Raw genomic sequence first — 23,320 nt, forward strand, 5'->3', positions numbered from 1 at the left:
TCACGTAAAGATGTGACTCATTTGGGGGGCGAGTGCAAGAGGGAAGGGCGCGCGAGGTGAGGCGGCCGTTAATGACCGGTTGCGGACTTCTCTATCCTCGTCACCCCGGACTTGATCCGGGATCCCGCTTTTTTTGACGCACTCACTGACTTCGGCTTCAAGCGGGATCCCGGATCAAGTCCGGGATGACGAAGGATTAAAGAAGCAACGTCCGCTCCCCAACCCCAAAACAGACATCGCCTTCAAATAGGTCTTTCCTACATTATCCGGCTGTGTTAGCCTTCATCCGGCTCTTTCATTCGGTGAACAAACAGGCGATCGCTGCCTGATTGCGCGTGCGACCAGGATCGGACGTACCGCGCATATTCGGCACGCCGCGACTTGCAAATCGGGGCGCTCATAGGGCTGAACTTTCCTGAACTTTGGAATATTGCGCGGCCTTTGCGCCGATCCGATCCGGATCCAGCCGGCGATGTCCAAAGAGGGCAGCGACAGCTCCCCACCCCATGGCCGCCATTCCGTGGAAATCCGAAGGCGATGGCTAAAATCGACCGGAAGTCGCCATTCTGCGCCCGACGAAGATGCCGCCCGGCGGCGGTTAGTTCACTTTACGGGCGTCAGCGTCATCAGCCAGTTCAATATCTCGGTTTGCAGGCGGATGCGTGCGTCAGACCAGCTATGGTCGGTCCCGACATGCACTGACTTCACTCCGGCCCCGCCAGCTTTGGCAATCGCGGCCGAAAGCGCATTGCTCATCGGAGCGAGGCCATCGTCGGAGGTGAGGACGAACAGATTGCTCCCTGTAAGCTGGGGTGCGGCCTTCACGAAGTCGAAGCGGTCGGCATTGGCGATGAGTTCGTCCGCCATGAGTTCGGGCGTCGTCCCGGCGAGAGCCTCCATGCCGTTGGTGCGCAACGCCTTAATCGCCTGCTCGCGCGGCAATTTTCCGAGCCAGCCCATATTGCCTGCCGAAATCATCGCGGCGCCGAGTAGCTGTTTGTCGTGCGCGGCCGTGAGCGCGGTGACCCAGCCGCCCATGCTGTGACCCATGATGACGAGCCGTTTTGCGTCGATGCGCAACTTGGCAGCATTGGCTGGATCGCGCGCAAAGGCGAGCACCGCATCGGCATCTTCCAGATTCTGCGCAAAGCGATAGTCGCCTGGGCTGCCCCACGAGCCGCGATAATTGAAGGTGATGACGGTCCAGCCCGCGCGGCGCATCGCCTGTGCCAGGTCGAGGCTCTTTTCATTGCCGGGAAGGCCGTGGCAGAGGACGACGGTCGGGTGCGGGCCTGCGCCCGCGGCGACATAGACGACGGCGTTGATAGCGACCTTTCCGCTGGGGATATGGACGACCTCCATCGCCGCAGGATGCGCTTTGTCGGCGGGTGGGTCGGTATAGATGGCGGCCGGGATATCGGGGGCTCCTGCCACGGCGGGTAGGGGCAGCGCGAGCAGCGCGGCGGCAATCCAAGTCTTCATCGTCATTCCCCCTTGAAGGCGGCGAAACTTCCGCCGCGGCCCGTGCCTTCGGTAAAACGTTTGGCGCCCGCCGCCGCGCCTTCGCGTAGCGGGACGACGCCGGCGCGCGCTTCGTGTGCAAGCGCGCTTTCGATATCGAAGTCCCACTGTCGATAGGCGCTGAGCCGGTCGCTGTTCATGCAGATTTGCGGGAAGGCGGCGACCTGTTTCGCCAGTTCGATCGCGGCGATAAGCGCTTCGCCATCGGGAACGACCCGGTCGGCGAGGCCGATGCGTTGCGCCTCGTCCGCGGCAACCGGGCGTCCGGTCAGGATCATGTCGAGCGCGCGGCCCTGTCCGACAATGCGCGGCAAGCGCACGGTGCCGCCATCGATCAGTGGCACGCCCCAACGGCGGCAATAGACGCCGAACACCGCGCTGGCCCCAGCGACGCGGAGGTCGCACCAGAGCGCCAGCTCTAGCCCGCCGGCGACGGCATGGCCCTCGACGGCAGCGATCACGGGCTTTTCGAGCAGCATCCGTGTCGGCCCCATCGGGCCCGGACCATCGGGATCATAGCGAGACGCCCCGACGGCATTGAGGTCGAAACCGGCGCAGAAATGCCCCTCGCTCCCGGTCAGGATCGCGGCCCGCGCATCCTTGTCGGCGGCGAAGGCGGTAAAGGCTTTGCGCAGGGCGACCGCAGTATCGGGATCGACTGCGTTGCGACGCGCCGGGCGGTCGATGGTGATGATCGTGACCGGACCATCCTTTTCGACAAGCACGCTCATTCGAACCCTCCTCCTGCGTCGCTTGCAGCGTGGCGGTAGGCGGGGGGACTTGCAAGCGGTGTCGCGGCACCCTAAATAGACGTTATGCGGGCCGGGCCCCTCTGGCGTCGGCGGGATATTTCCCGCCACGTGATGTCGGACCGCATCGGGTGACTCCGATGCTCTGGCCCTATCTCCCCCCTGTTTCCCGGGGTCCCGGCATCGGCGTCACCTGCTTGATTTTATTGATCAGGAGGCCCTGTATGACTTTGAATCCCAATCTTTATCGCCTGACCGTGTTGCATCGCCAGCTCGACGATGCCGAACGTCGCGAGGTGCGTCGCCGCGGCGCCGACCCGTTCCGCTTGCTGCGCCTGAAAACGCTGAAGCTTGTGGTGAAGGAACGGCTTGCGGCGCTGACGATGCGGCCTGCGCTGCGCCCGGCGCTCGCCCGCTAGTCCCACAAAATGACGATCCAGGGCGCTGCCGAGAGGCGGCGCCCCCAGCATATCCAGGGAAAAGAACATGGAATTTCTGTTTGCCGACTGGCTGGGCACCCCGGCCTGGTTCTGGCTGTCGTTCCTCGCACTCGTCATTGCGCTCACCGCCTTCGACCTTGGCATCCTCAACAAGGAGAACAAGGAGATGGGGATCGGCGAGAGCCTGAAGCTGTCGGCGCTCTACATCGGTATCGCGACCGCGTTCGGCGCGTGGGTCTGGGCCGCAAAGGGCGGCGAGGCGGGCCTGCAATATTATACCGGCTTCTTCATCGAGAAGGCGTTGTCGATCGACAATATCTTCGTCATCTCGTTGATCTTCACCACCTTTGCGATCCCGCCGCGTTACCAATATCGCGCATTGCTGTGGGGCATTGTCGCGGTGATCGTGTTGCGCGGTATCATGATCGCGGGCGGCGCGGCGCTCGTCACCGAATATGGCTGGGTGCTCTATATCTTCGCAGCCTTCCTGGTGTTTACCGGCGTGAAGATGCTGTTCGCGAGTGAAAAGCCGATGGACGTTGCGGGTAATCCCGTCGTCAAATGGCTGTCGCGTCGGATGCCCATCACCGATGAGCTGCACGGCGAGAAATTCTTCGTGCGTGTGCCCGATACGAAGACTGGCAAGATCGTGCTTGCCGCGACCCCGCTGTTCCTTGCGCTCGTTGTGATCAATCTCGCCGACCTTGTTTTCGCGGTCGATAGTGTGCCGGCGATCTTCGCGATCACGACCGACACCTTCATCGTCTACACGTCGAATATCATGGCGATCCTTGGCCTGCGCGCGCTCTACTTTGCCCTTTCGGCGATGGTGCACCGTTTCCACTATCTGAAATATGCGCTGGCGCTGGTGCTTGTCTTCATCGGATCGAAGATCTTTGTCGCCGACTTCGTGCTTGGCGGCGCGAAGTTCCCGCCGTTGGTCAGCCTTGGCGTGACCGTCGCGCTGATCGCGGGCGGCGTGATCTGGTCGCTGATCAAAACGCGTCAGGATGAAGGGGCGCTCCCGGAATAAAAATGTCCGCCGGAAGCGCAAGGGCTTCCGACGGACAGGCTTTCCTCCCCAGGAAAGCTCGGGAGGCACGGGGGTCGGGTCGCTGACCCCCGTGCCAAGATGGGCGACGCGGGGGTTGCAACGGGCCCCCGCGTCTAACTTGTTTACGCGGCGAACTGGTTCATCGTATTGTCCTTGCCCGCGGCCTTCAGGGCCGCTTCGCCGGCGAAATATTCCTTATGATCGTCGCCGATGTCGCTGCCCGACATATTCTGGTGCTTCACGCAGGCAATGCCCTGACGGATCTCGGCGCGCTGGACGCCCTTGACGTAACCCAGCATCGCTTCGTCGCCGAAATATTCCTTGGCGAGATTGTCGGTCGACAGCGCCGCGGTGTGATAGGTCGGCAGCGTGATCAGGTGGTGGAAGATGCCCGCCCGCTTCGCCGAATCGCGCTGGAAAGTGCGGATGCGGTTGTCGGCTTCGTCGCCGAGTTCGGTGCCGTCATAATCGACGCTCATCAGCTTCGCGCGGTCATAGGCGCTGACGTCCTTGCCGTCCTTTTCCCAGGCGTCGAACACCTGCTGGCGGAAGTTTAGCGTCCAGTTGAAGCTCGGCGAGTTGTTATACGCCAGCTTGGCATTGGGGACGACTTCGCGGATGCGGTCGACCATGCCCGCAATCTGTTCGATGTGCGGCTTTTCGGTTTCGATCCACAGCAGGTCGGCGCCGTTCTGAAGGCTGGCGATGCAATCCATCACGCAGCGGTCTTCGCCGGTTCCCGAACGGAACTGATAGAGGTTCGAGGGCAGGCGCTTCGGACGCACCAGCTTGCCGTCGCGGTTGATGAGAACATCGCCGGGATTGCCCGCGCCTTCGACCTCTTCGCAATCGAGGAAGCTGTTATACTGGTCGCCAAGGTCGCCGGCTTCTTTCGAGAAGGCGATCTGCTTGGTGAGGCCAGCGCCGAGGCTGTCGGTGCGGGTGACGATGATGCCGTCCTCGACGCCGAGTTCCATGAAGGCGTAGCGGCAGGCGCGAATCTTCGCGATGAAGTCTTCGTGCGGCACGGTGACCTTGCCGTCCTGATGGCCGCACTGCTTTTCGTCAGAGACCTGATTTTCGATCTGGAGCGCGCAAGCGCCCGCTTCGATCATCTTCTTGGCGAGGAGATAGGTCGCCTCGGCATTGCCGAAGCCCGCATCGATATCGGCGATGATCGGCACGACGTGCGTTTCATGATTGTCGATCGTCGACTGGATCTGCTTCGCCTTGAGCTCGTCGCCTTCGGCGCGGGCCGCGTCGAGGTCACGGAACAACATGCCGAGTTCGCGGGCGTCAGCCTGGCGGAGGAAGGTGTAGATTTCCTCGATCAGCGCCGGAACGCTGGTCTTTTCGTGCATCGACTGGTCGGGCAGCGGACCGAATTCGCTGCGCAGCGCGGCGATCATCCAGCCCGAGAGATAGATGTAGCGGCCCTTGACGGTGCCGAAATGCTTCTTGATCGAGATCATCTTCTGCTGCGCGATGAAGCCGTGCCAGCAGCCCAATGACTGCGTGTAGTTCGCGGGGTCGGCGTCATAGGCGGCCATGTCGGCGCGCATGATGCGCGCGGTGTAGCGGGCGACGTCGAGGCCGGTGCGGAACTTGTTCTGGGCGCGCATGCGGGCGATGCTCTCGCCGCTGATGCCGTCCCAGGTGCCGTCGTAATCGCGGATGAGGCGGCCTGCCTGCGCCATGTCTTCCTGATAGCCCATCGTCTTGTCCTTGTTCGAAGCTGATGGGTGGAAGTTGGCGAAAGTGGCGCGGAAGGTGAAAAGCTTTGTCAATAATATTTGTGAAATATGGCCGATAGGTGTAAATCAGACTGTAAATTAGTAAAGAAAGTTACAGAATGGCAGAGCGGCGGGTGTTTGCGGGGCCGGCGGTGCGCAAGGTGCGGCGTGAGGCGGGTATGACGCAGGCAGCGATGGCGGAGGCGCTCGCGATCTCGCCAAGCTATCTCAATCTGATCGAGCATGGGCAGCGGCCGCTGAGTGCGACGGTCATCGTCAAACTGGCTGAACGCTTTGGTTTCGACGCGGCGAAGCTGGGCGCCGAAGACCTGCCGGGCGGACTTGCAGGACTACGGCGCCGGCTCGCCGATCCGCGTTTCGCCGACCTGGGGATCGGGACGCAGGAGGTCGAGGAGTGGCTTCAGACCGCGCCGGCAACCGCCGCGGCCTTTGCGCGCCTGTTCGATGTGGCGCCCGAGGGACGCGCGGAAAGTGAAGGCGATGCGCCCGAAGTTGCCGCTGTACGCCGCGCCATTGAAAAATGGCGCAATCATTTCCCCGACCTCGACGCGCGCGCCGAGGAACTGGCCGACGAACTGCGGCTCGCGGGGGCCGACCTTTATGGGACGATTTCCGAGCGTTTGCGCACGCGGCACCAACTCGGCATTCGTATCCTGCCGTCGGACGTGATGCCCGACCGGCTGCGCTGGCTCGACTGGCATGCGCGGCAACTTATGCTGAACGAGTTGCTGCGCCCCGCTTCGCGCACCTTTCAGGCGGCGGCTACGCTCGCACAGATCGAGGCGAAGACCGAGATCGACGCGCTGGTGGCAGGCGCTGAGTTCGCCGAGGCAGCGGCGGCGCGGCTGTTCGAGCGCCACCTGATCCAATATTTCGCCGCGGCGCTGATGATGCCTTACAGTCGCTTCCTGCGCGCGTGTGACGCGACGGGATATGATCTGCTGCTGCTCCAGCGGCGTTTCGGCGCGGGTTATGAGCAGGTCGCGCACCGGCTCACGACGCTCCAGCGCGTGGGTGCGCGCGGGCTGCCCTTTTTTATGTTGCGCATCGACCGCGCGGGGCAGGGCAGCAAGCGCTATGCTGGCGCGAGCCAGTCGCCGCTGGTCGACGGCGATGCACGCTGTCCATTGTGGGGCGTGCATGAGGCCTTCGCGCGCCCGGGCGAAGTTGTCGCCGATCTGGTCGAACTGGAGGACGGATCGCGCTGGTTTACCCAGTCGCGCTCGGTCGCCGCGCCTGGCGCAACGGGAAGCGGGACCCCCGCGCGTTTTGCCGTGTGTGTCGGGGTCGATGCCAAGGTTGCCGCGCCGCTGATCGCCGCGCGCGGGATCGACCTGATGCGCAGCCCCGCAACACCGATCGGCCTCGGCTGCCGGCGCTGCACGCGTACCGGCTGCGTCCAGCGATCGATGCCGCCGCTCGGCCGTCCCTTGCGCTTCCGCGAGGGCGAACGCGGAGTGAGCGCGTTCGATTTTGCGGGAGACTAAGGTTAACCATTCCCTACCGGGCCCCTTAAAGTGACACATGCTGTGCCGTATTGGGAAAGGTGCGTGTCTATCAGGCGGCCGCAACGGGACCCGAAATGCTTGTACGAATTGAACCGCAGGACGTCGAAATCGGCATGTTCGTCCACGCCTTTGAAGGGTCGTGGTTCGATCACCCCTTTTGGCGGAGTAATTTCCGGGTCGAAACCACCGAGCAACTTCAACGAATTCGCAATTCGGGCATTGACGCGCTGATGATCGATGCGGAGCGGGGGATCGCTCCGCCCGGGCATCGGCCAACGGCCAAGAACGCAAACGCCCCGCGTCGCAAGCCATCACGATCGTGGGGGAAACCGCTGGTTCAGGCCCTAAAGCCAAGATCCGGACCGACTTTTGCGACCCGCGATCCTGAAGATCGCGCCGCCCCGCGTCCTCGCCGGGGCTATGCCGGCGAATGCCGCCGCGCGAAGCAGGTGATCGACCGGACGCGTGGGGCTGTGACCGACATGTTCGAGGGCGCACGGCTTGGCCGGGCGGTCGAGGTCAGGCGCATGGTGCGCCTCGCAAGTTCGATCGGCGCGTCGATCGAGCGCGATGCGAAGGCGCTGATCAATCTCGTTCGCCTCAAGGAAAAGGACCAATATACCTATCTCCATTCGGTCGCGGTTTGCGCGCTGATGATCAATTTCGCGCGCCACCTGGAACTGGATGCGCAGCAGGTGCAGGATTTGGGAGTGGCCGGGCTGCTCCACGATGTCGGCAAGGTCGCGGTGTCGGACGAGATATTGAACAAGCCCGGGGCGTTATCGAAAGGCGAAATGCAGGCGGTTCGGGGACATCCGGTTGCCGGGCACAGGCTGCTTGCGAGTTCGCAGGGCGCGCCGGAGCTGGCGCTGGAACTTTGCCTGCGGCACCATGAGAAGGTCGACGGCACGGGTTATCCAGGCGGATTGAAGGGCGAGCAATTGTCGCTCGCGGCGCGCATGGGTGCGATCTGCGACGTTTATGATGCGGTCACCTCGAACCGGCCGTACAAACAGGCATGGACGCCGTGCGAGGCGTTGACCGAAATGCAGAAGTGGCGGGGCCATTTCGATCCCGCTCTGCTCGACCGCTTTGCCGACAGCCTCGGCATCTATGCGGTCGGCACGCTCGTCCGGCTGTCGACGGGCGAACTGGGTATCGTCGTGGGTAGTGCGGGCGAAGCCGACGAGGATGTAATCGTTCGGGCGTTTTTCGACTGTGATGCGCTGGCGGAGATCGATCCCGTCGACCGGGCGATTGCGCCGTCGGCCGAACATCCCCGGATCATCGGCCGCGACAGCCCGACCTTCTGGCGCTTTCCCGACTGGGATGTGTTGCGACACCGGATATTGGCGGCAAAGATCGCGCCCGGGCCCGAAGAAGGTGATGGCTGAACCGACACCCGCTGTCCCGCATCCTTTCGCACGGAGGATCGTTGATCCTTCTCGAACCTGCGAGGACAAATATTTGAAACACATCTTCATTCTGCCGTGCCTGCTTCTGATCGCCGGCTGCAATGCCGCGCCCGAAAAGGCTGATCCCGAACAGGAAACGGCGACCCGCGACGCGGCCAACACCGGTTCGCTGCGCTTCGAGGACGCCAAGACGGACGCCGTCCCTTTCGCCGAAACGCCGATCCTCCGCGCGCAGGTTCTGCTCGACCATCTCGGCTTCTCCCCGGGCGTAATCGACGGGAAAGAGGGGCAATCCTATGTCGCGGCGCTTCGGGGTTTTCAGATATCCCGCGGCCTCGATGCTAGCGGCAAGCTCGACGCGGCAACCGAAAAGGCGTTGCAGGATGGGCGGACGATCCCGGCGACCCGCATGGTCGTCATACCCGCAGGCTTCGCGAAGGGGCCGTTCGTGCCGGCCTTTCCGAAAGACGCGGCCGAGCAGGCCAAATTGCCCGCGCTGGGATATCGAAACCTGACCGAGGCGCTCGCCGAACGTTTCCATACGACGCCAGAGATGCTGGTGACGCTCAACAGTCCGTCGACGCTGGTCGGCGCGGGGCGTCCGTTTCGTGTGCCCAATATTCCCGACGTCGACGTGCCAAATATCGGGAAGGACGAGCGCGGCTGGAACGGCACGCTCGAACGGCTTGGTGTGGCGCCGGACCAGACGGCGGCGGCAAAGGTCGTCGTCGACAAGTCGGAAGGCGTGCTGAAAGTTTATGACGAGGCCGACAAGCTGGTGGCGCAATTTCCCGCGACGATGGGCAGCAGCCGCGACCCGCTGCCGATCGGCAAATGGAAAATCCAGGGCGTCAGCCGCAACCCCGACTTCCATTACAATCCCAAGCTGTTCTGGGATGTCAGCAACAACAAGGAAGCGGTGCTGTTGCAGCCAGGGCCCAACAGCCCGGTCGGCGTCGTGTGGCTCGACCTGAACAAGCCGCATTATGGCATTCACGGAACGAGCGAGCCGCATACGATCGGGCGCGCGGAGAGCCACGGCTGTGTCAGGCTGACCAATTGGGACGCTGCGCGTCTGGCGCAGATGGTCAAACCCGGAACGCCCGCAATCTTTCAGAATTAGCGTCTTTCACGCACTCAGCTCAGGAAATTGACGATCTGTTCGATGACGACATCCATCGCGGGCTCGTTCGAACGCAGGATGTGATTGTCGGTGTCGAGCGTGACGAGCGAAGCGCCGCGGATGGCGGAGGCAAGTTCGATCGCCTGTTCGATACCGATCCGCTGGTCGGCACGCGCGTGGAGGATGAGGGTCGGCACCTCGATATGTTCCAGATGCGCGCGCACGTCGATATTGCCGAACAGGTCGAGGAAGGCGGCGGCATTGTCGGGCGACACCGTCTGTTTCTGGAAATCGTTGAACCATGTGAGCTCGTCGGGCGTCGCCGACGGCGTGAAGCTTTGTGAGAAGATCTGGCGATAGATGGGCGTATCCTTGCCCCAGCCGCGGCGGACGAGGGTGATCACCGCCTCCCGCTCGTCGGCCTCACCCTCGTCGACGCGGTGGCGCCAGCCGGTCGCATAGCCGCCGAGCAGGATCAGGTGCGACACGCGTTCAGGGTGGCGACGCGTATATTCGATCGCGACCGCGCAGCCCTGCGACAGTGCGAAGAGCGGGAAGCGGTCTAGTTCCAGCGCGTCGGCCACCGCCTCCAGATCGGTGACGAGCGATTCGAATTCGATAGGCCCGACGTCCCAGTCGGATAGCCCGTTGCCGCGTTCGTCGTAACGCACGAGCCGGAAATGTTCGGACAGGCCGCCGACCATGCGGCCCCACAAAGGGCTGCCCCAGTCGAGTTCGAGATGGTTGAGCCAGTTCGCGGTTTTGACGAGCAGGGGCCCGTTGCCGGTGACGGCATAGGCGATGCGGACGCCGTCGGGGGCGAAGCAATAGCGCACTTGCTGCACCGGAAAATCGGAGCGATCGACGGCCGAGGTCAGGCCGTCGTCGAGCGCGTCGGCGGCGGCGGCGAAGCGCGTCCGGTCGGCCGACGGCCAGACCGCGTTGCGCGAGGCTTCGTCAAGGCAGCGTCGACGGCGGCGGTCGATCGCCGCGCGTTCGGATGCGAGCCACAGGCTGTATTCGTCCAGTCCTGAAAGCTCGAGCCCCGGCAGCGGAACTTCGAGCGCGCGCAGCGGATCGGGACGGTCGATGTCGAACGAAAAGCCCGACGCGTCGATCGCGACGCGCTCGCGGTCAGCGGCGAGCAGGTCGGCCTCGTCGCCAAGCAAAGCGCGGATTTTCGACAGCGACCAGCGGAGCGCGGCGCGCGGATCGTCGGGAATGTCGAAAAAGATTTCGCAGAGCCGCTCGCGGCGGACGGGCTTTCCGGTGAGCAGCAGATAAGCGAGCAGCGCGCGCGTCTTGCGCGAGGCGGGGAGCGCGACGGGGGTGCCGCCGCGGTGCAACTCGAACTCGCCGAGCAGCCTGACCTCAAAGGGCTCCGATCCGCGCATGGAGACGTCCTGCCGCGCAATTTCCACGCTGTCACGGCAAATTACAACGCTCGCTCAAACGCTGCCGCACACGGCGCGCGGGCATTTCCGGCCTCGCCAACAAAGGAGGCTAAAAATGTACGGTAACTTCAAATCCCTGAATGGCGAACCCCTCGCCGCAATGGCGTCGCTCAGCTTCGCCTTTCTGATCTTTGCGGTGATGCCGCATCTGATCTTCATCTGACCCAAGGCGACGGAGAAACGCCATGTGCAGCAATGTGAACCTCATGACCGATGTGATTGAATCGGAGTCGCTCAGCGCGGAGGAAGAAGCGTTCGCAGGGAAACTGATCGCGATGGTCAACCACGGTATGGCCGGGTTGATGATCGCGATCGGCCACCGCACGGGGTTGTTCAGCGCGATGAAGGGCGGGGGGGCGCTGTCCAGCGACGAGTTGGCGACACGCGCCGGGCTCAACGAACGCTATGTGCGCGAATGGCTGGGCGCGATGGCGACCGCCGGGATTGTTTCGATAGATCGCGGCACCGGCAGATATATCCTGCCCGCAGCGCATGGCGCGTTCCTTGGAACCGACGCTGCCTATGGGTCGATGAGCAGCTATTTCCAATATCTTTCGGTGCTCGGCGCGGTCGAGACGCGGATCGTCGACTGTTTCAGAAACGGCGGCGGACTGTCTTACGGCGAATATGACCGCTTCCACGAATGCATGGCCGAGGACAGCTATCAGAATGTCGTTGCGGCGCTGGAGGATGCGATCTTGCCCCTCGCGCCGTGGACGATTGGCCAGCTCGAGGCGGGGATCGATGTCGCCGACGTCGGCTGCGGGCTGGGAAAGGCGATGATCCGCCTCGCCGAACGCTTCCCGAACAGCCGCTTTACCGGCTATGACTTGTGCGCCGATACAGTGCTGCTGGCCGAGATCGAAGCCGCCGAGCGCGGGCTGGACAATGTCCGTTTCGAGCGCGTCGATGCGACCTTGCTTGAGGGTGAGGCGCGGTTCGATCTGATCTTTACCTTCGACGCGATTCACGACCAGGCGCATCCGGCGGTGGTGCTGCGGCACATCCGGCGGCTGCTCAAGCCCGGCGGCACCTATGTGATGCAGGAAATTCACGCTGCGACCGATGTCGCCGGCAACCTCGACAACCCGCTCGCGCCCTTCATCTACACCGTGTCGTGCATGCATTGCATGTCGGTGTCGCTGGGGCAGGGCGGGGTCGGGCTCGGTGCCGCCTGGGGCGAGGAACTGGCGCTTGCGATGCTGGCCGACGCGGACTTCTTCCGCGTCGAGGTGCACCAATTGCCGCACGATCAGATGAACAGCTATTTTATCTGCCGGCCCGATTGAACTCCCTCCCGCAATCGGCCGCGAGAAGCCCTTCGCATGCGCTTGCAGGCGAAGGGCTTTTCGGTTCCGGCGTCAGGCCTTTTGGGTTGCAACCCAGCGGTCGATTACCGATTCGAGTACCGAAATCGGCATCGCGCCCGCCGACAGCGCGGTGTCGTGGAAACCGCGCAGGTCGAATTTGCTGCCGAGCGTCGCCTTGGCCTTCTCACGGATGCGGACCCAGCTTGTCTGGCCGACCATGTAGCTGGTCGCTTGACCCGGCCACACGCAATAGCGTTCGATCTCGGTGATATTCGACGGTTCGGGGGTACCGAGCGCCTCGTTATAATATTGGATCGCCTTCTCGCGGGTCCAGCGATAGTGATGAAGCCCGGTGTCGGCGACAAGGCGCGCGGCGCGGAACATGTAGCTTTGCAGATAGCCGAGCCGGCCCCACGGGTCGTTTTCATAGACACCCATTTCGTCGGCGAGCTGCTCGGCATAGAGGCCCCAGCCCTCTGTATAGACCGAATAGGCGGGCAGGCGGCGAAGGCGCGGAATGCCCTCCGCCTCCTGCGCCAGCGCGATCTGGTGATGATGGCCCGGCGATGCTTCGTGATAGGTGAGCGTCGGCAGCGTCCACGACGGATTTTCGGCGGTATCGCGCAGGTTGATGTAATAAGCGCCGGGGCGCGAGCCGTCGAGCGCGGGGATCTGGTAATAGCCGCCGGTCGCGCCATCCTCGATATCCGCGGGGACGCGGCGGATTTCGACCTTCGCCTTGGGCAGGCGGCCGAAGGCTTCGGGCAGGCGCGCCTGGATCGCCTGCATCTGGGCGTTGAGCTCGGCGATAAGCTTTTCCTTGCCCGCATCGGTGTTCGGATAAAGGAAGCGCGGGTCCTTGCCGAGCGCGCGCATGCGTTCGGCAACCGTGCCCTTGGTCATGCCCTGCGCCTTGAAGATCGCATCGGCGCGCGCGCTGAGTTCGGCGACGCGGTCGAGGCCGAGTTTATGGACCTCCTCCGCCGACATGCTCGTCGTCGTCGCAAAGCGCAGCGCATAGGCGTAATATTCGTCGCCCTTGGGCAGACGCCACACGCCGGCGTCGTGCGTCGCGCGGGGCCGGACGGCGCGAAGCTCGTCCGCCTGTCGGCGCATCGCAGGATAGATGCGGTCCTTGACGACCGCAGCGCAGCGCGCGGCCCAGTCGCCGGGAATATCCTTCGTCTTTGCCGCCAGGTTAGTGGTCAGGCCGTTGGCGCCGGGGGCGGGGGCCCAGATGCGGTCGAACTGGCCGAGCGTGCGGTCGATCACGAAATCGGGCGGGATGATGCCTGCGGCATGATCGGCCTTGATCCGCCCGGTCTCGTTATCGAGCTGGACCGCGAAGTCGATACAGCGCGCCAGATACGCCTCGGCATCGGCGGCATTCGCGATGCTGTGCTGGTTGATCAGGAAGTCGGGGACCGAGCGGTAAGAGCCGCTGAGCTGTGTCACCGGATGCGGTTCGGGCCAGCTATGAAGGCCATAGCTGAAGCTATCATAAGCTTTGACATAATCTTCCCACGGCCCGCGGAAAGTTTCGTAATTTACGAGATCCATGCCCGATAGCTTTGAAGTATCGATCTTTTTGAGTTCGGCGAGGCCGGTGCGGTAAAGATTGTGGCCGCGCTTGATCCCCGCCGGCGAGCGGTCGGCGAGTTTCGACTTGGCGGCGGCGTTGTCACCCTTGTCGAGGCCAAGAGCCGTCGCGAATTCGGGGTCCTGGTCGACGAGCATGTCGTAGATGCGTTCATAGATCGCAGTGAGTTTTGCGCCTTCGCCCGTCTGCGCATCGGCGAGCATGGCGCGGGCGGGCGAGCGGACGCCTGCAATGGCGGACGTCGCGGCCAGCGCGGCGATCAGGGTACGGCGGTCGAGCATGGGGAGGTCTCCATAGTGTGTATTGGTGGAGTATAACGGCGCCGGGTCAGCGTTGTCTTGTATCCATTTGACGTCGCCGCCACCAACCGGGGCTAGCCCCGGTCAGCCGCGCGACCGCATGGGTCATATGCGCCTGATCGGTGAAATGCAGGCGGTGCGCGATGTCGGCGAACGACTCGTTGCCAAGTCGAGCCGCGGCGAGCGCGGCGCGGGCGCGGACGTCGGCGCGATAGGATTTCGGTGTGCAACCATAGGCCGCGCGGAAGCCGCGGCTGAGTGTCTCGGGGCGGACGCCTTTCTGCTCGGCCCAGTCCGCGAGCGTGAAGGGTGCGAGGCGGCGAAGATCGTCGGCGAGCAGGTCGGGCCAGTCGAGCGCCGCAGACCCGGCGGCGACGAACATCTCGGCGAAATGGGCTGATGCGGCACAGGCGTCGCGCTCGGCGAGGCGGACGAGGCGATCGGGATCCGCGACGCGGCCGCGCACGGCCGGCGTCGCAGCGAGTTCGGCGGGCAGCGCGAGAACCAGCACGCGCGCACCCTTTGCTTCGAAGCGGTCGAGGTGCGATTCGAACGCATGATGGATCAGGGCGTCGCCCGGACGGACGTTCCAGCGCCCTTCGTCACCGGCTTCCTGATAGCCGCCCTCAAGCACGACCGCGACAAAGGCATCGTCGTGGCAATGACGATCGCGAAGTTCGCCCGGACCGTGATCGAGCAGGCCCAAAGGCGCTTCTGCGAAGCAGGAAAATCCTCCCATGACCGCCTATTCGCGCGCCTTGGCCGCCGCACGAACCTCTTGCGAGCGTTCGAGTGGGATGACCAATATGTCGTCACCGTCGACGATCACCGCGATATTGTCCATGCCGAGGATCGAGACGCGCTTGTCGCCCGCGCGGACCAGGTTGCCGCGGCTTTCGTGGAGAAATGCATCGCCGGTGACGGCATTGTCGGCATCGTCCTTGTCGGCGAGCGCGTGGATCGTGTGCCAGCAGCCGAGGTCGGACCAGCCCATTGCAACGGGGACGACCGCGACGCGATCATCCTTTTCCATCACCGCATAATCGATCGAATCGGAAGGCGCCTTTGCGAACTCGATCGCGTCGGCGTAGAGCGCGTCGCCGTCGTTCATCCCCGCGGCGATGGCCCGGTCGGCCGCTTCGAAGATCGGGCGGCAATGCGTCAGCATCGCGTCGCGCATCCGTGCCGCGCGGAAGAGAAATATCCCGGCATTCCAACTGTATCCGCCGGCTGCGAGCATCGCTTCCGCGTCGGCGAGCGGGGGTTTTTCGACAAATCTGTCGACCGCAAAACCATCTTCGCCAAGCGGGCGCCCGGCGGCGATATAGCCGAAGCCGGTTTCGGGGCTGTCGGGAGTGATGCCGAAGGTGACAAGCCAGTCCTGTTGCGCGAGCCGCACGCCCTTGCCGATCGCCGCGTGAAAAGCGTCAACATCGGCGATGACGTGATCGCTTGGCATAACGAGCAGCAAGGTGTCGGCGTCTGCCCGTGCGACGGCGAGTGCAATTGCCGCGGCCGTGTTGCGCGGCATTGGCTCGACGAGCAGCGATTCCTCGCGGTCGCTCATCTGTTCGCGGACCATCGCCACATGCCCGTCGCCGCACAATATTATGGGCGGCATGAAATTGGCGCCCGCCGGAGTGCGCTCCACGGTTTGTCGGAACAGGCTGCGCTGGCCGTGAAGCAGAAGAAATTGTTTCGCGCGGGTACCGCGCGATTCGGGCCAAAGGCGCGTGCCGGCGCCGCCGCACAGGATAACAGGCTGGATCATCAGCGTCATACCTCCGGTCTATCCTGTTGAATGCGGCTGGTCACCTTGTCATTCGCGATATAGCGAGTGTAAAATTAACCGACAGTTGACGCCTCGGCGATAGTATCGAGTGCGAAAGGTCCCCCATGTTTCGGCTGTTTAAACATTATGTTCCGCACGCTGTCGTATGGCTGGCGTTGATCGAATTCTTCGCGCTGCTCGGATCGGCCGAGGGGGCATGGCACCTTTACGCGCATCAGGCGGGTTTCGACGCCGGGCCGCTGGTCAGCCGCTGGCTGCCGCTGCTGACCTTTGGTCTTGCCAATTCGCTCGCGATGATGGCGACCGGGATGTACGGCAACGAAGGGCTGCGCTCGATGCGTTTCGCGACCGCGCGCCTGCTCGCCGCGATTTCGCTTGGGGTGATTTTCCTCTCGGTGCTCGGTTTCCTGCTGCCGACGGCGACGCTGTGGCGCGCCAACAGCCTGTACGCGATGATCTTTGCCATCGCCGTCCTGTTCGTCATCCGCCTCGCGCTCACGCAATCGTCGGGCACGGAAGCATTTCGCCGCCGCATATTGGTGCTCGGCGCCGGGCCGCGTGCGGCTCGGCTGGCGGCTCTGGCCGACACCCCCGGAAGCGGGCTAGAGATGGTCGGCTTCATCGCGATGAGCGCCGCGGAAAAGACGGTGGCTGGAGCAGTTCCGCGCGACGATATCGCCAATCTGTCCGATCATGTCGTTGCGCTTCGCGCCGGCGAAGTCGTTCTTGCGCTGGAAGAGCGTCGCAATGCGCTGCCGCTGAACGACTTGCTGCGCGTCAAGACGACGGGCGTCCACGTCAACGACATCGCGAGCTTCATCGAGCGCGAGACGGGACGCGTCGATCTGGCGACGACCAACCCGAGCGGGCTGATATTTTCCGACGGCTTTTCGGCAGGACAGCGGATTTCGAAAGTCGGCAAGCGATTGTTCGACATCGTTGCCAGCCTGCTGGTTCTGGTTGTCGGCCTGCCGCTGATCGTCGTTGCGGGGATCGCCGTGATACTCGACAGTCGTGGGCCGGTTTTTTACCGCCAGCCCCGGGTCGGGATGTTCGGCGAGCCCTATGACATCTTCAAGATCCGCTCGATGCGTACCGATGCCGAAGCGTCGGGCAAGGCGGTGTGGGCCAGCGAGAACGACCCGCGCGTCACGCGCGTGGGCCGCATCATCCGCAAGTTGCGTATCGATGAACTGCCGCAAACCTGGTGCGTGCTGAAGGGTGACATGAGCTTTGTCGGCCCGCGCCCCGAACGGCCGAGCTTCGTCGAGGAACTCGAAAAGAAGCTGCCCTATTATGCCGAACGCCACATGGTGAAGCCCGGACTGACCGGCTGGGCGCAGATCAACTATCCTTATGGCGCCTCTGTCGAGGATGCGCGCGTGAAGCTAGAGTATGATCTCTATTACGCGAAGAACTACTCGCCCTTCCTCGACCTTTTGATCCTGCTCCAGACGGTTCGCGTCGTGCTGTGGCCGGAGGGGGCGCGCTAGCGGTGAGCACGCTCGCGGGCCTGTCCCAGATCCTGTCGGCCCTTGCGCTGGCATGTTATTCCGGTGTCACGCTTTGGCTCCTGACGCGATCGCGCTCGCGGATGGCAGCACTGATGCCGGCGCCACGCCTGCTGACGCTGGCGGCTGCGGCGACGGCATCGTGGTGCGGTGCTCTGGCACTTTTCGGAGCGGGCTCGTCGCAGTCGCTGGTCGTTCAGGCGTTGCGCGACATCGCAATGCTCGGCTGGATCGGTGCGACCTTCTGGTCTCCGCGAGCACCGATCTCGCGGCCCCTGCGCCTTATTTTGCGGATGCTCACGACGATCTGCGTGCTGACCTTTCTGCTTGGCGCCGCGGCGCATTTGCGGGCAGGTGCGGCCGCTGAGCCCTGGATGGCGCCGACCCTGATCTTTGCGACCCTGATCGTCGCAATCGGCGGACTGCTCGTCATCGATGGCGGCGTGCGCCATGCAAGCGCGGGCCAACGGATGCCGGTCATGGCGGTCGCCGGCGGCTTTGCGATGCTGTGGGCCTATGAGCTTAACGTCCAACTGATCGGCGCACTGACCGGCGAAATAGCATCAATGCTGATTGCCCTGCTTCCGGCGATCGCGCTGCTGATCCTGCCCGTCTATATCGTCGCCGCACTGGATATCGGGCGCGAGCGGATGCGCCTGTCGCGTACCGCCGCCACCCGCACGCTGATCTTGCTGGGCGCGGCCGCCTATCTGATCGTGATCGCACTGACGGGCGCCATCGCGCGTGTTGTCGGCGGCGATTATGCCGAACTGGCGCAGGCGATCTCGTTGGTCGTCGCGATCGGTGCCGGTGGCCTGATGCTCGCTTCGTCGCGTTCGCGCGCGTGGCTGTCGGTGATGATTTCCAAACATTTCTTCGAGCATCGTTATGACTATCGCGCCGAATGGATGCGTTTCACGGCGACGCTGGCACAAGGCGGCGGCGAGGATGATCGCAATCTGTATCGCCGCGTCGCCAAGGCGCTGGCCGAACTGACCGGAAGCCCAGGCGCGCTGTTGATGCTGCCGGGTGCAGCCAGCGGTTTTCGTATCGCCGAGCAATGGCACTGGCCGGATCGTGGGAGTGAGGATGCAACACTCTCTCTGCGTTCGGCCTTCATGCTGCAGGAAACACAGCATATCGTCGACCTCGATGCCGAGCGGCGGGGGCAGGCAGGGGCTGACCTCGCCATTCCGGAATGGCTGATCGCGGACACGCGCGCATGGGTCATGGTACCGGTGCTGCATTTCCAGCGGATGATCGCGGTCGTCGTCTTGCATCGACCTGCTGTTTCGCGCGCGCTCGATTGGGAGGATCTCGACGTGCTGCGCATCGCCGGGCAACAGGCGGCGAGTTATCTTGCAGAATCGCAGAGTCAGCAAGCCTTGTCGGAGGCGCGGCGTTTCGACGAATTCAACCGCCGCTTTGCCTTCATCATGCACGACATCAAGAATCTGGCGAGCCAGATCGGCCTGCTCGCGCGCAACGCCGAGCGTCATGCCGACAAGCCGGATTTTCGCGCCGACATGATCGAGACGCTGAAGATTTCCGCCGGACGACTGTCGGACCTGCTCGTCCGTTTGTCTCCACGTGAGCGCGGGCCGGCGGCGGAAGCGGGACGGACCTTGGTCGAGCCGGTGCTGAACGAAATTGCCGCGGAGATGCGTCCGCGCCGTGGGTTGTTCGTCGGCTGTCAGGCGGGATTGTCCGCATGGGCCGATGCGGGGGCGATCCGGCAGATCGTCCAGCATCTCGTCAGCAATGCGATCGACGCGTCGGACCCGGACACGCCGGTGCAGGTCATCGCGGTGGCCGAGCAAGGGCGGGTGCGTGTTGATGTCATCGATCAGGGCTGTGGCATGACGCGCGAGTTCATCCGCGACGAACTTTTCAAGCCCTTTGTGTCGACGAAGGATTCGGGATTTGGGCTTGGCGCGTTCGAAGCGCTGCAGATCGCGCAGGCGATGGGCGGCGCGATTGAGGTCGAAAGCGAGCCGGGCAAGGGGAGCAGCTTCACATTGTGGCTGCCGCTCGCCGATGCGCGCGAGGATATGGGGGGCGATGCCCGCGTGATGAAAATGGGATCGAAATGAACGACAGCGGGGCCAATCTGCGCAAATTGCTGGTGATCGAAGACGATCCGGGGCTGCAGGCTCAGCTCAAATGGGCGTATGAGGATTGTCAGGTGCTCGTCGCGGGCGATCATGACGCGGCGATCGAGTTGCTGCGTGCTGAGGAGCCCGATGTGGTGACGCTCGACCTCGGCCTGCCGCCCGATCCCGACGGGACGCGCGAGGGCTTTCGCACGCTGCAAACCATTCTGGAGATCAAACCCGACACCAAGGTGATCGTCGTATCGGGACATGGCGAGCGCGCGAGCGCGTTGACCGCGATCGCGAGCGGCGCATGGGATTTCTACAAGAAGCCGATCGACATCGACGAACTGGGGCTGATCGTCCGCCGCGCCTTTCATGTGCGCGAGTTGGAGGTCGAGAATGCGCGGTTGGCCAGTCAGGGGACGAGCGACAATCGCGTCCTCGGCGGGATGATTACCGGCGCGCCCGAGATGCAGAAGGTTACGCGCACGATCGAACGTGTCGCGAACCTTGATGTCAGCGTCATGCTGCTCGGTGCGAGCGGCACCGGCAAAGAACTGCTTGCGCGCGGCCTGCATGAGGCGAGCGCGCGGCGCGACGGAGCGTTCGTCGCGATCAATTGCGCGGCGATCCCGGAGAATCTGCTCGAAAGTGAATTGTTCGGGCATGAGAAGGGCGCGTTCACCGGGGCGGTCAAAACGACCGAGGGCAAGATCGAACTGGCGCATGGCGGCACGCTCTTCCTCGACGAGGTCGGCGATATTCCGCTGCCGCTGCAGGTCAAGTTGCTCCGCTTCCTGCAGGAACGGACGATCGAGCGGATCGGCGGGCGGAAGGCGATCGCGGTCGACACCAGGATCGTGTGCGCAACGCATCGCGATCTTGACGCGATGATCGCCGAACAGAGCTTTCGCGACGATCTTTACTACCGCCTCGCCGAGATGGTGGTGAAAATCCCGTCGCTCGCCGAACGGCCGGGCGATGCGGTGCTGCTCGCGCGGCATTTCCTCCATCAATATGCGCCCGAGATGAACCCTGGGGTGCGCGGCTTTGCCCCCGACGCGCTGCAGGCGATCGACGAGGGCCGCTGGCCCGGCAACGTCCGCGAACTGGAAAACCGCATCAAGCGCGCGGTGATCATGGCCGACGGCAAGCTGGTGATGCGCGAGGATCTCGATCTCGCCGGCGGCGGTGATGAGGGTGAGGAGGCGTGGCTTAACCTGCGCAGCGCGCGCGAGGCGGCCGACCGCGTCGCGATCCGCCGCGCGATGACGCAGAGCGAGGGCAATATCTCGGCGGCGGCCAAGCTGCTCGGGATCAGTCGCCCGACGCTCTATGACCTGCTCAAACAGTATCGGATGCAGGCCTGAATGGATTTGCGCCGCGTCTGGACGGGCGCGCTGCTGCTGGCGGCGCTGCTGCTCGGAGCGTGCGGGGGCGGTTCGTCTGCCGCGCCGCGCAAGGCGCTCGAGGAACGCCGGGCCGCGCTTCAGAGCGCGATCGCGAGCGATCCGGCGGTCATCGCCGAGCGCGTCGAACTGGCGCGCGTCGCGATCCGGCTGGGCGACGGCGTGGGGGCCGAAGCGGCGGTCAAGGGCGCGTTGGAGGCTGGCGCCAAGGAGGCCGCGCTGCGTCCGTTGCTGGCCCGTTCCTATGCAATGCAGGGCGAGGGGAGCCGCGCGCTCCAGACGCTCGACGACGGGCCGGTCATTCCCGAGATGATCGGCGAAGCGGCGTGGGTCGCGGGCGACGTGCATTTGAGCAATGGCGATCTGACTGCGGCGCGCGAAGCTTATGACCGCGCGGTGCATGAATTGCCGCGCAATTCGGCGCTATGGGTCGACGTCGCGCGCTTTCGCGACGCCAACGCCGATGTGCTCGGCGCGCGCGACGCGGTCGACTATGCGATCGAGCTCGACAAGGCGAACAGCGCGGCGCTGGCATTCAAGGCCAATCTCGTGCGGACCGAGGAGGGGCTGAAGGCGTCGCTCGACTGGTATGAAAGGGCACTGACCGCCGACCCCGACAATGAAGATGCGTTGATCGAGCAGGCGGCGACGCTCGGCGACCTCGGTCGGTATCGCGATATGCTGACTGCGCTGCGCCATGCGGCGACGATTGTCCCGCGCGACCCGCGCCTGTTCTATCTGCAAGCCGTGCTGGCGGCGCGCGCCGACAATTATCCGCTCGCGCGCAGCCTGCTTCAGCGCACGCGCGGTGAACTCGACGAACAACCGTCGTTCATGCTGTTGAGTGCGGTCGTCGAGCTCGAACTCGGCGGAGAGGCGGTCGCGGCGACATGGGCCGACCGCCTGCTGGCTGAGCAGCCCGAGAATTTCACGGCGCGGCGCATTCTTGCGGCGGCCGAATGGGCCGACGGCGACGCCGATGCCGCGCTCGAGGCCCTGCTGCCGCTGGTCCGGCGCCCCGACGCCGATAGCTGGTCTTTGCTGCTCGCGGCGCGCTCTGCGGCCGAACTCGGCCGGCGGATCGAATCGGCGGACTATCAGGGACGCGCGGCGGCGCTGGCGCCGGGCGAAGCGGTGCCCTTTGCCGCCGACGATGATTATGGCCTGCTGACGATGGCGGCCAACGCCGAGCCGCTCAACCCCGCCAAGGCGATCCCCGCGATCGCGGCCGACCTCGCGAGCGGGAACAGCGCGCGTGCGATTGCGCGCGCGACGCAGCTTCGCGACGCGAACCGCGGCGTCGCCGATGCGCATATCTTGCTCGGCGACGCGGCCCTCGCCGGCGGGCGGTACGAGCTTGCCGTGCAGGCCTATCGCGCCGCGCGCGATCTCGACGCGGGCGAGCGGACGACGCTGCGGCTCGCCAATGCGCTGTTTCGCGCCGGCGATGCGGCCGGGTCGGGCGCCGCGATCCTCGCCCTGCGAAACAGCCAGCCGTCGAGCATCGCCGCCGACCGACTATCCGGCCATCTCGCGATGGACATCGAACATTGGGACGAGGCAATCGCGCATTTCGACCATGTCCGCAGCCGTATCGGCGATCGCGACGTCGTGGTCCTGCGCGAACTCGCGCGGGCGTGGGCGGCGAAGGGCGACGACGACCGCGCGCTGCCGCTGATCGATCGCGCTTATCGACTGCAACCGCTCAACGCGGGGATCATGGAATTTTACGCCGACCTGCTGGAGCGCCGCGGCAGCAAGCAGGCGGCGGCAGACCTGCGCGACAAGGCGGCGCAAATCGGGCAGTAGGCGGCGGATGTCGGCTGACGACCGATCGTTGCCCGTCGTCACCCCGAACTTGATCCGGGGTCCCGCTTGATCTCGACATCAGTGAGCGCGTCAAAAAGCGGGATCCCGGGTCAAGCCCGGGATGATAAAGGTGGGTATCGACCAAAAGCCCCCTATCTTTCTTCGTCATCCCGGACTTGATCCGGGATCCATAGCCGCACCATCGTCATGGATCCCGGATCAAGTCCGGGGTGACGAAGATGCGGGACGAACGACAACTCACCGTGCCAAAACCGACATCGCCTTAAAAAAGGTCTTTCCTACATTATCCGACCGTGCCAGCCTTCATCCGGCTCTTTCATTCGGTGAATAAAAAGGTGGTCGCTGCCCGAATTGCGGGTGCGGCCATGATCGGACGTGCCGCGCACATCAGGCACTCCGCGACTTGCAAATCGGGGTGCTCACAGGGCTGAACTTTCCTGAACTTTGGAATATCC

The 23,320-nt window shown here is 64.1% G+C and carries 17 protein-coding genes; 10 read left to right on the forward strand and 7 right to left on the reverse strand.

Annotated features, from left to right (window positions below; genetic code table 11):
- Positions 1-603: 603 nt before the first annotated feature.
- Both SC1_RS08130 and SC1_RS08135 read right to left on the reverse strand, forming a co-directional pair.
- The gene (locus SC1_RS08130; RefSeq protein ID WP_083435750.1) at positions 604-1,482 is read right to left on the reverse strand and encodes a S9 family peptidase; all 879 of its coding nucleotides are present in this window, start codon (positions 1,480-1,482) and stop codon (positions 604-606) included.
- A 2-nt stretch (positions 1,483-1,484) separates the two neighbouring features.
- Positions 1,485-2,252 (reverse strand): crotonase/enoyl-CoA hydratase family protein, encoded by a 768-nt coding sequence (locus SC1_RS08135; protein WP_062179899.1) that lies wholly within the window; start codon positions 2,250-2,252, stop codon positions 1,485-1,487.
- A gap of 242 nt (positions 2,253-2,494) precedes the next feature.
- On the opposite strand from SC1_RS08135, the gene SC1_RS08140 reads away from it, so the two are divergent.
- Positions 2,495-2,689, forward strand: a complete 195-nt coding sequence (locus tag SC1_RS08140; protein ID WP_062179901.1) for a hypothetical protein — start codon at positions 2,495-2,497, stop codon at positions 2,687-2,689.
- Between the two features lie 67 nt (positions 2,690-2,756).
- The gene (locus SC1_RS08145) at positions 2,757-3,743 is read left to right on the forward strand and encodes a TerC family protein (protein WP_062179903.1); all 987 of its coding nucleotides are present in this window, start codon (positions 2,757-2,759) and stop codon (positions 3,741-3,743) included.
- Between the two features lie 143 nt (positions 3,744-3,886).
- Here the strand turns inward: SC1_RS08145 and SC1_RS08150 are convergent, their stop codons facing one another.
- Positions 3,887-5,479, reverse strand: a complete 1,593-nt coding sequence (locus SC1_RS08150; RefSeq protein WP_062183806.1) for an isocitrate lyase — start codon at positions 5,477-5,479, stop codon at positions 3,887-3,889.
- 137 nt (positions 5,480-5,616) lie between these two features.
- Between SC1_RS08150 and SC1_RS08155 the strand changes: the two genes are divergently transcribed.
- The 3 genes from SC1_RS08155 (at position 5,617) to SC1_RS08165 (ending at position 9,564) form a co-directional block, all read left to right on the forward strand.
- Positions 5,617-7,005, forward strand: coding sequence for a short-chain fatty acyl-CoA regulator family protein (locus tag SC1_RS08155; protein WP_062179905.1), 1,389 nt, complete (start codon positions 5,617-5,619; stop codon positions 7,003-7,005).
- 95 nt (positions 7,006-7,100) lie between these two features.
- Complete coding sequence (locus SC1_RS08160; RefSeq protein ID WP_152682337.1) at positions 7,101-8,420, forward strand: HD-GYP domain-containing protein; 1,320 nt, start codon at positions 7,101-7,103, stop codon at positions 8,418-8,420.
- 73 nt (positions 8,421-8,493) lie between these two features.
- A complete protein-coding gene (locus SC1_RS08165) occupies positions 8,494-9,564 on the forward strand; it encodes a L,D-transpeptidase family protein (RefSeq protein WP_062179912.1) in 1,071 nt (356 codons plus the stop codon).
- Between the two features lie 14 nt (positions 9,565-9,578).
- Here the strand turns inward: SC1_RS08165 and SC1_RS08170 are convergent, their stop codons facing one another.
- Entirely contained in the window at positions 9,579-10,958 is a 1,380-nt protein-coding gene (locus SC1_RS08170) for an alpha/beta hydrolase (RefSeq protein ID WP_083435752.1), read from the reverse strand.
- 266 nt (positions 10,959-11,224) lie between these two features.
- Between SC1_RS08170 and SC1_RS08175 the strand changes: the two genes are divergently transcribed.
- Positions 11,225-12,307 carry a class I SAM-dependent methyltransferase gene (locus SC1_RS08175; protein WP_062183812.1) on the forward strand — a complete coding sequence of 361 codons (1,083 nt, stop codon included), beginning with the start codon at positions 11,225-11,227 and terminating at the stop codon, positions 12,305-12,307.
- Positions 12,308-12,379: 72 nt separating this feature from the next.
- Here SC1_RS08175 and SC1_RS08180 read toward each other — a convergent pair whose 3' ends face one another.
- From SC1_RS08180 to SC1_RS08190, 3 genes are read right to left on the reverse strand one after another with little or no spacing between them, the layout of a single operon-like run.
- The gene (locus SC1_RS08180) at positions 12,380-14,209 is read right to left on the reverse strand and encodes a DUF885 family protein (RefSeq protein ID WP_062179915.1); all 1,830 of its coding nucleotides are present in this window, start codon (positions 14,207-14,209) and stop codon (positions 12,380-12,382) included.
- Between the two features lie 46 nt (positions 14,210-14,255).
- Positions 14,256-14,933, reverse strand: a complete 678-nt coding sequence (locus tag SC1_RS08185; protein ID WP_062179918.1) for a helix-turn-helix domain-containing protein — start codon at positions 14,931-14,933, stop codon at positions 14,256-14,258.
- A gap of 39 nt (positions 14,934-14,972) precedes the next feature.
- Complete coding sequence (locus SC1_RS08190; RefSeq protein ID WP_083435909.1) at positions 14,973-15,998, reverse strand: mannose-1-phosphate guanylyltransferase; 1,026 nt, start codon at positions 15,996-15,998, stop codon at positions 14,973-14,975.
- A 125-nt stretch (positions 15,999-16,123) separates the two neighbouring features.
- Between SC1_RS08190 and SC1_RS08195 the strand changes: the two genes are divergently transcribed.
- The 4 genes from SC1_RS08195 to SC1_RS08210 are packed head-to-tail and all read left to right on the forward strand — an operon-like array spanning position 16,124 to position 22,844.
- Entirely contained in the window at positions 16,124-17,512 is a 1,389-nt protein-coding gene (locus SC1_RS08195) for a TIGR03013 family XrtA/PEP-CTERM system glycosyltransferase (RefSeq protein WP_062179924.1), read from the forward strand.
- Between the two features lie 2 nt (positions 17,513-17,514).
- Positions 17,515-19,623 (forward strand): XrtA/PEP-CTERM system histidine kinase PrsK, encoded by a 2,109-nt coding sequence (gene prsK, locus SC1_RS08200; RefSeq protein WP_062179927.1) that lies wholly within the window; start codon positions 17,515-17,517, stop codon positions 19,621-19,623.
- Positions 19,620-20,996, forward strand: a complete 1,377-nt coding sequence (gene prsR, locus SC1_RS08205; RefSeq protein WP_062179930.1) for a PEP-CTERM-box response regulator transcription factor — start codon at positions 19,620-19,622, stop codon at positions 20,994-20,996. The genes prsK and prsR overlap by 4 nt, the downstream gene beginning before the upstream one ends.
- Positions 20,997-22,844: a tetratricopeptide repeat protein gene (locus SC1_RS08210; protein WP_062179933.1), complete on the forward strand. Its 1,848-nt coding sequence runs from the start codon at positions 20,997-20,999 to the stop codon at positions 22,842-22,844.
- Positions 22,845-23,320: the final 476 nt, after the last annotated feature.

It is taken from the genome of Sphingopyxis sp. C-1 (genome assembly GCF_001047015.1).
GTDB lineage: Bacteria > Pseudomonadota > Alphaproteobacteria > Sphingomonadales > Sphingomonadaceae > Sphingopyxis.

Excerpts from the sequence above, each read along its gene's own strand:
- SC1_RS08130 (WP_083435750.1), bottom strand. The coding sequence starts at position 1,482 with ATGAAGACTTGGATTGCCGCCGCGCTGCTCGCGCTGCCCCTACCCGCC.
- SC1_RS08135 (WP_062179899.1), bottom strand. The coding sequence starts at position 2,252 with ATGAGCGTGCTTGTCGAAAAGGATGGTCCGGTCACGATCATCACCATC.
- SC1_RS08140 (WP_062179901.1), top strand. The coding sequence starts at position 2,495 with ATGACTTTGAATCCCAATCTTTATCGCCTGACCGTGTTGCATCGCCAG.
- SC1_RS08145 (WP_062179903.1), top strand. The coding sequence starts at position 2,757 with ATGGAATTTCTGTTTGCCGACTGGCTGGGCACCCCGGCCTGGTTCTGG.
- SC1_RS08150 (WP_062183806.1), bottom strand. The coding sequence starts at position 5,479 with ATGGGCTATCAGGAAGACATGGCGCAGGCAGGCCGCCTCATCCGCGAT.
- SC1_RS08155 (WP_062179905.1), top strand. The coding sequence starts at position 5,617 with ATGGCAGAGCGGCGGGTGTTTGCGGGGCCGGCGGTGCGCAAGGTGCGG.
- SC1_RS08160 (WP_152682337.1), top strand. The coding sequence starts at position 7,101 with ATGCTTGTACGAATTGAACCGCAGGACGTCGAAATCGGCATGTTCGTC.
- SC1_RS08170 (WP_083435752.1), bottom strand. The coding sequence starts at position 10,958 with ATGCGCGGATCGGAGCCCTTTGAGGTCAGGCTGCTCGGCGAGTTCGAG.
- SC1_RS08175 (WP_062183812.1), top strand. The coding sequence starts at position 11,225 with ATGACCGATGTGATTGAATCGGAGTCGCTCAGCGCGGAGGAAGAAGCG.
- SC1_RS08180 (WP_062179915.1), bottom strand. The coding sequence starts at position 14,209 with ATGCTCGACCGCCGTACCCTGATCGCCGCGCTGGCCGCGACGTCCGCC.
- SC1_RS08190 (WP_083435909.1), bottom strand. The coding sequence starts at position 15,998 with ATGATCCAGCCTGTTATCCTGTGCGGCGGCGCCGGCACGCGCCTTTGG.
- SC1_RS08195 (WP_062179924.1), top strand. The coding sequence starts at position 16,124 with ATGTTTCGGCTGTTTAAACATTATGTTCCGCACGCTGTCGTATGGCTG.
- prsR (WP_062179930.1), top strand. The coding sequence starts at position 19,620 with ATGAACGACAGCGGGGCCAATCTGCGCAAATTGCTGGTGATCGAAGAC.
- SC1_RS08210 (WP_062179933.1), top strand. The coding sequence starts at position 20,997 with ATGGATTTGCGCCGCGTCTGGACGGGCGCGCTGCTGCTGGCGGCGCTG.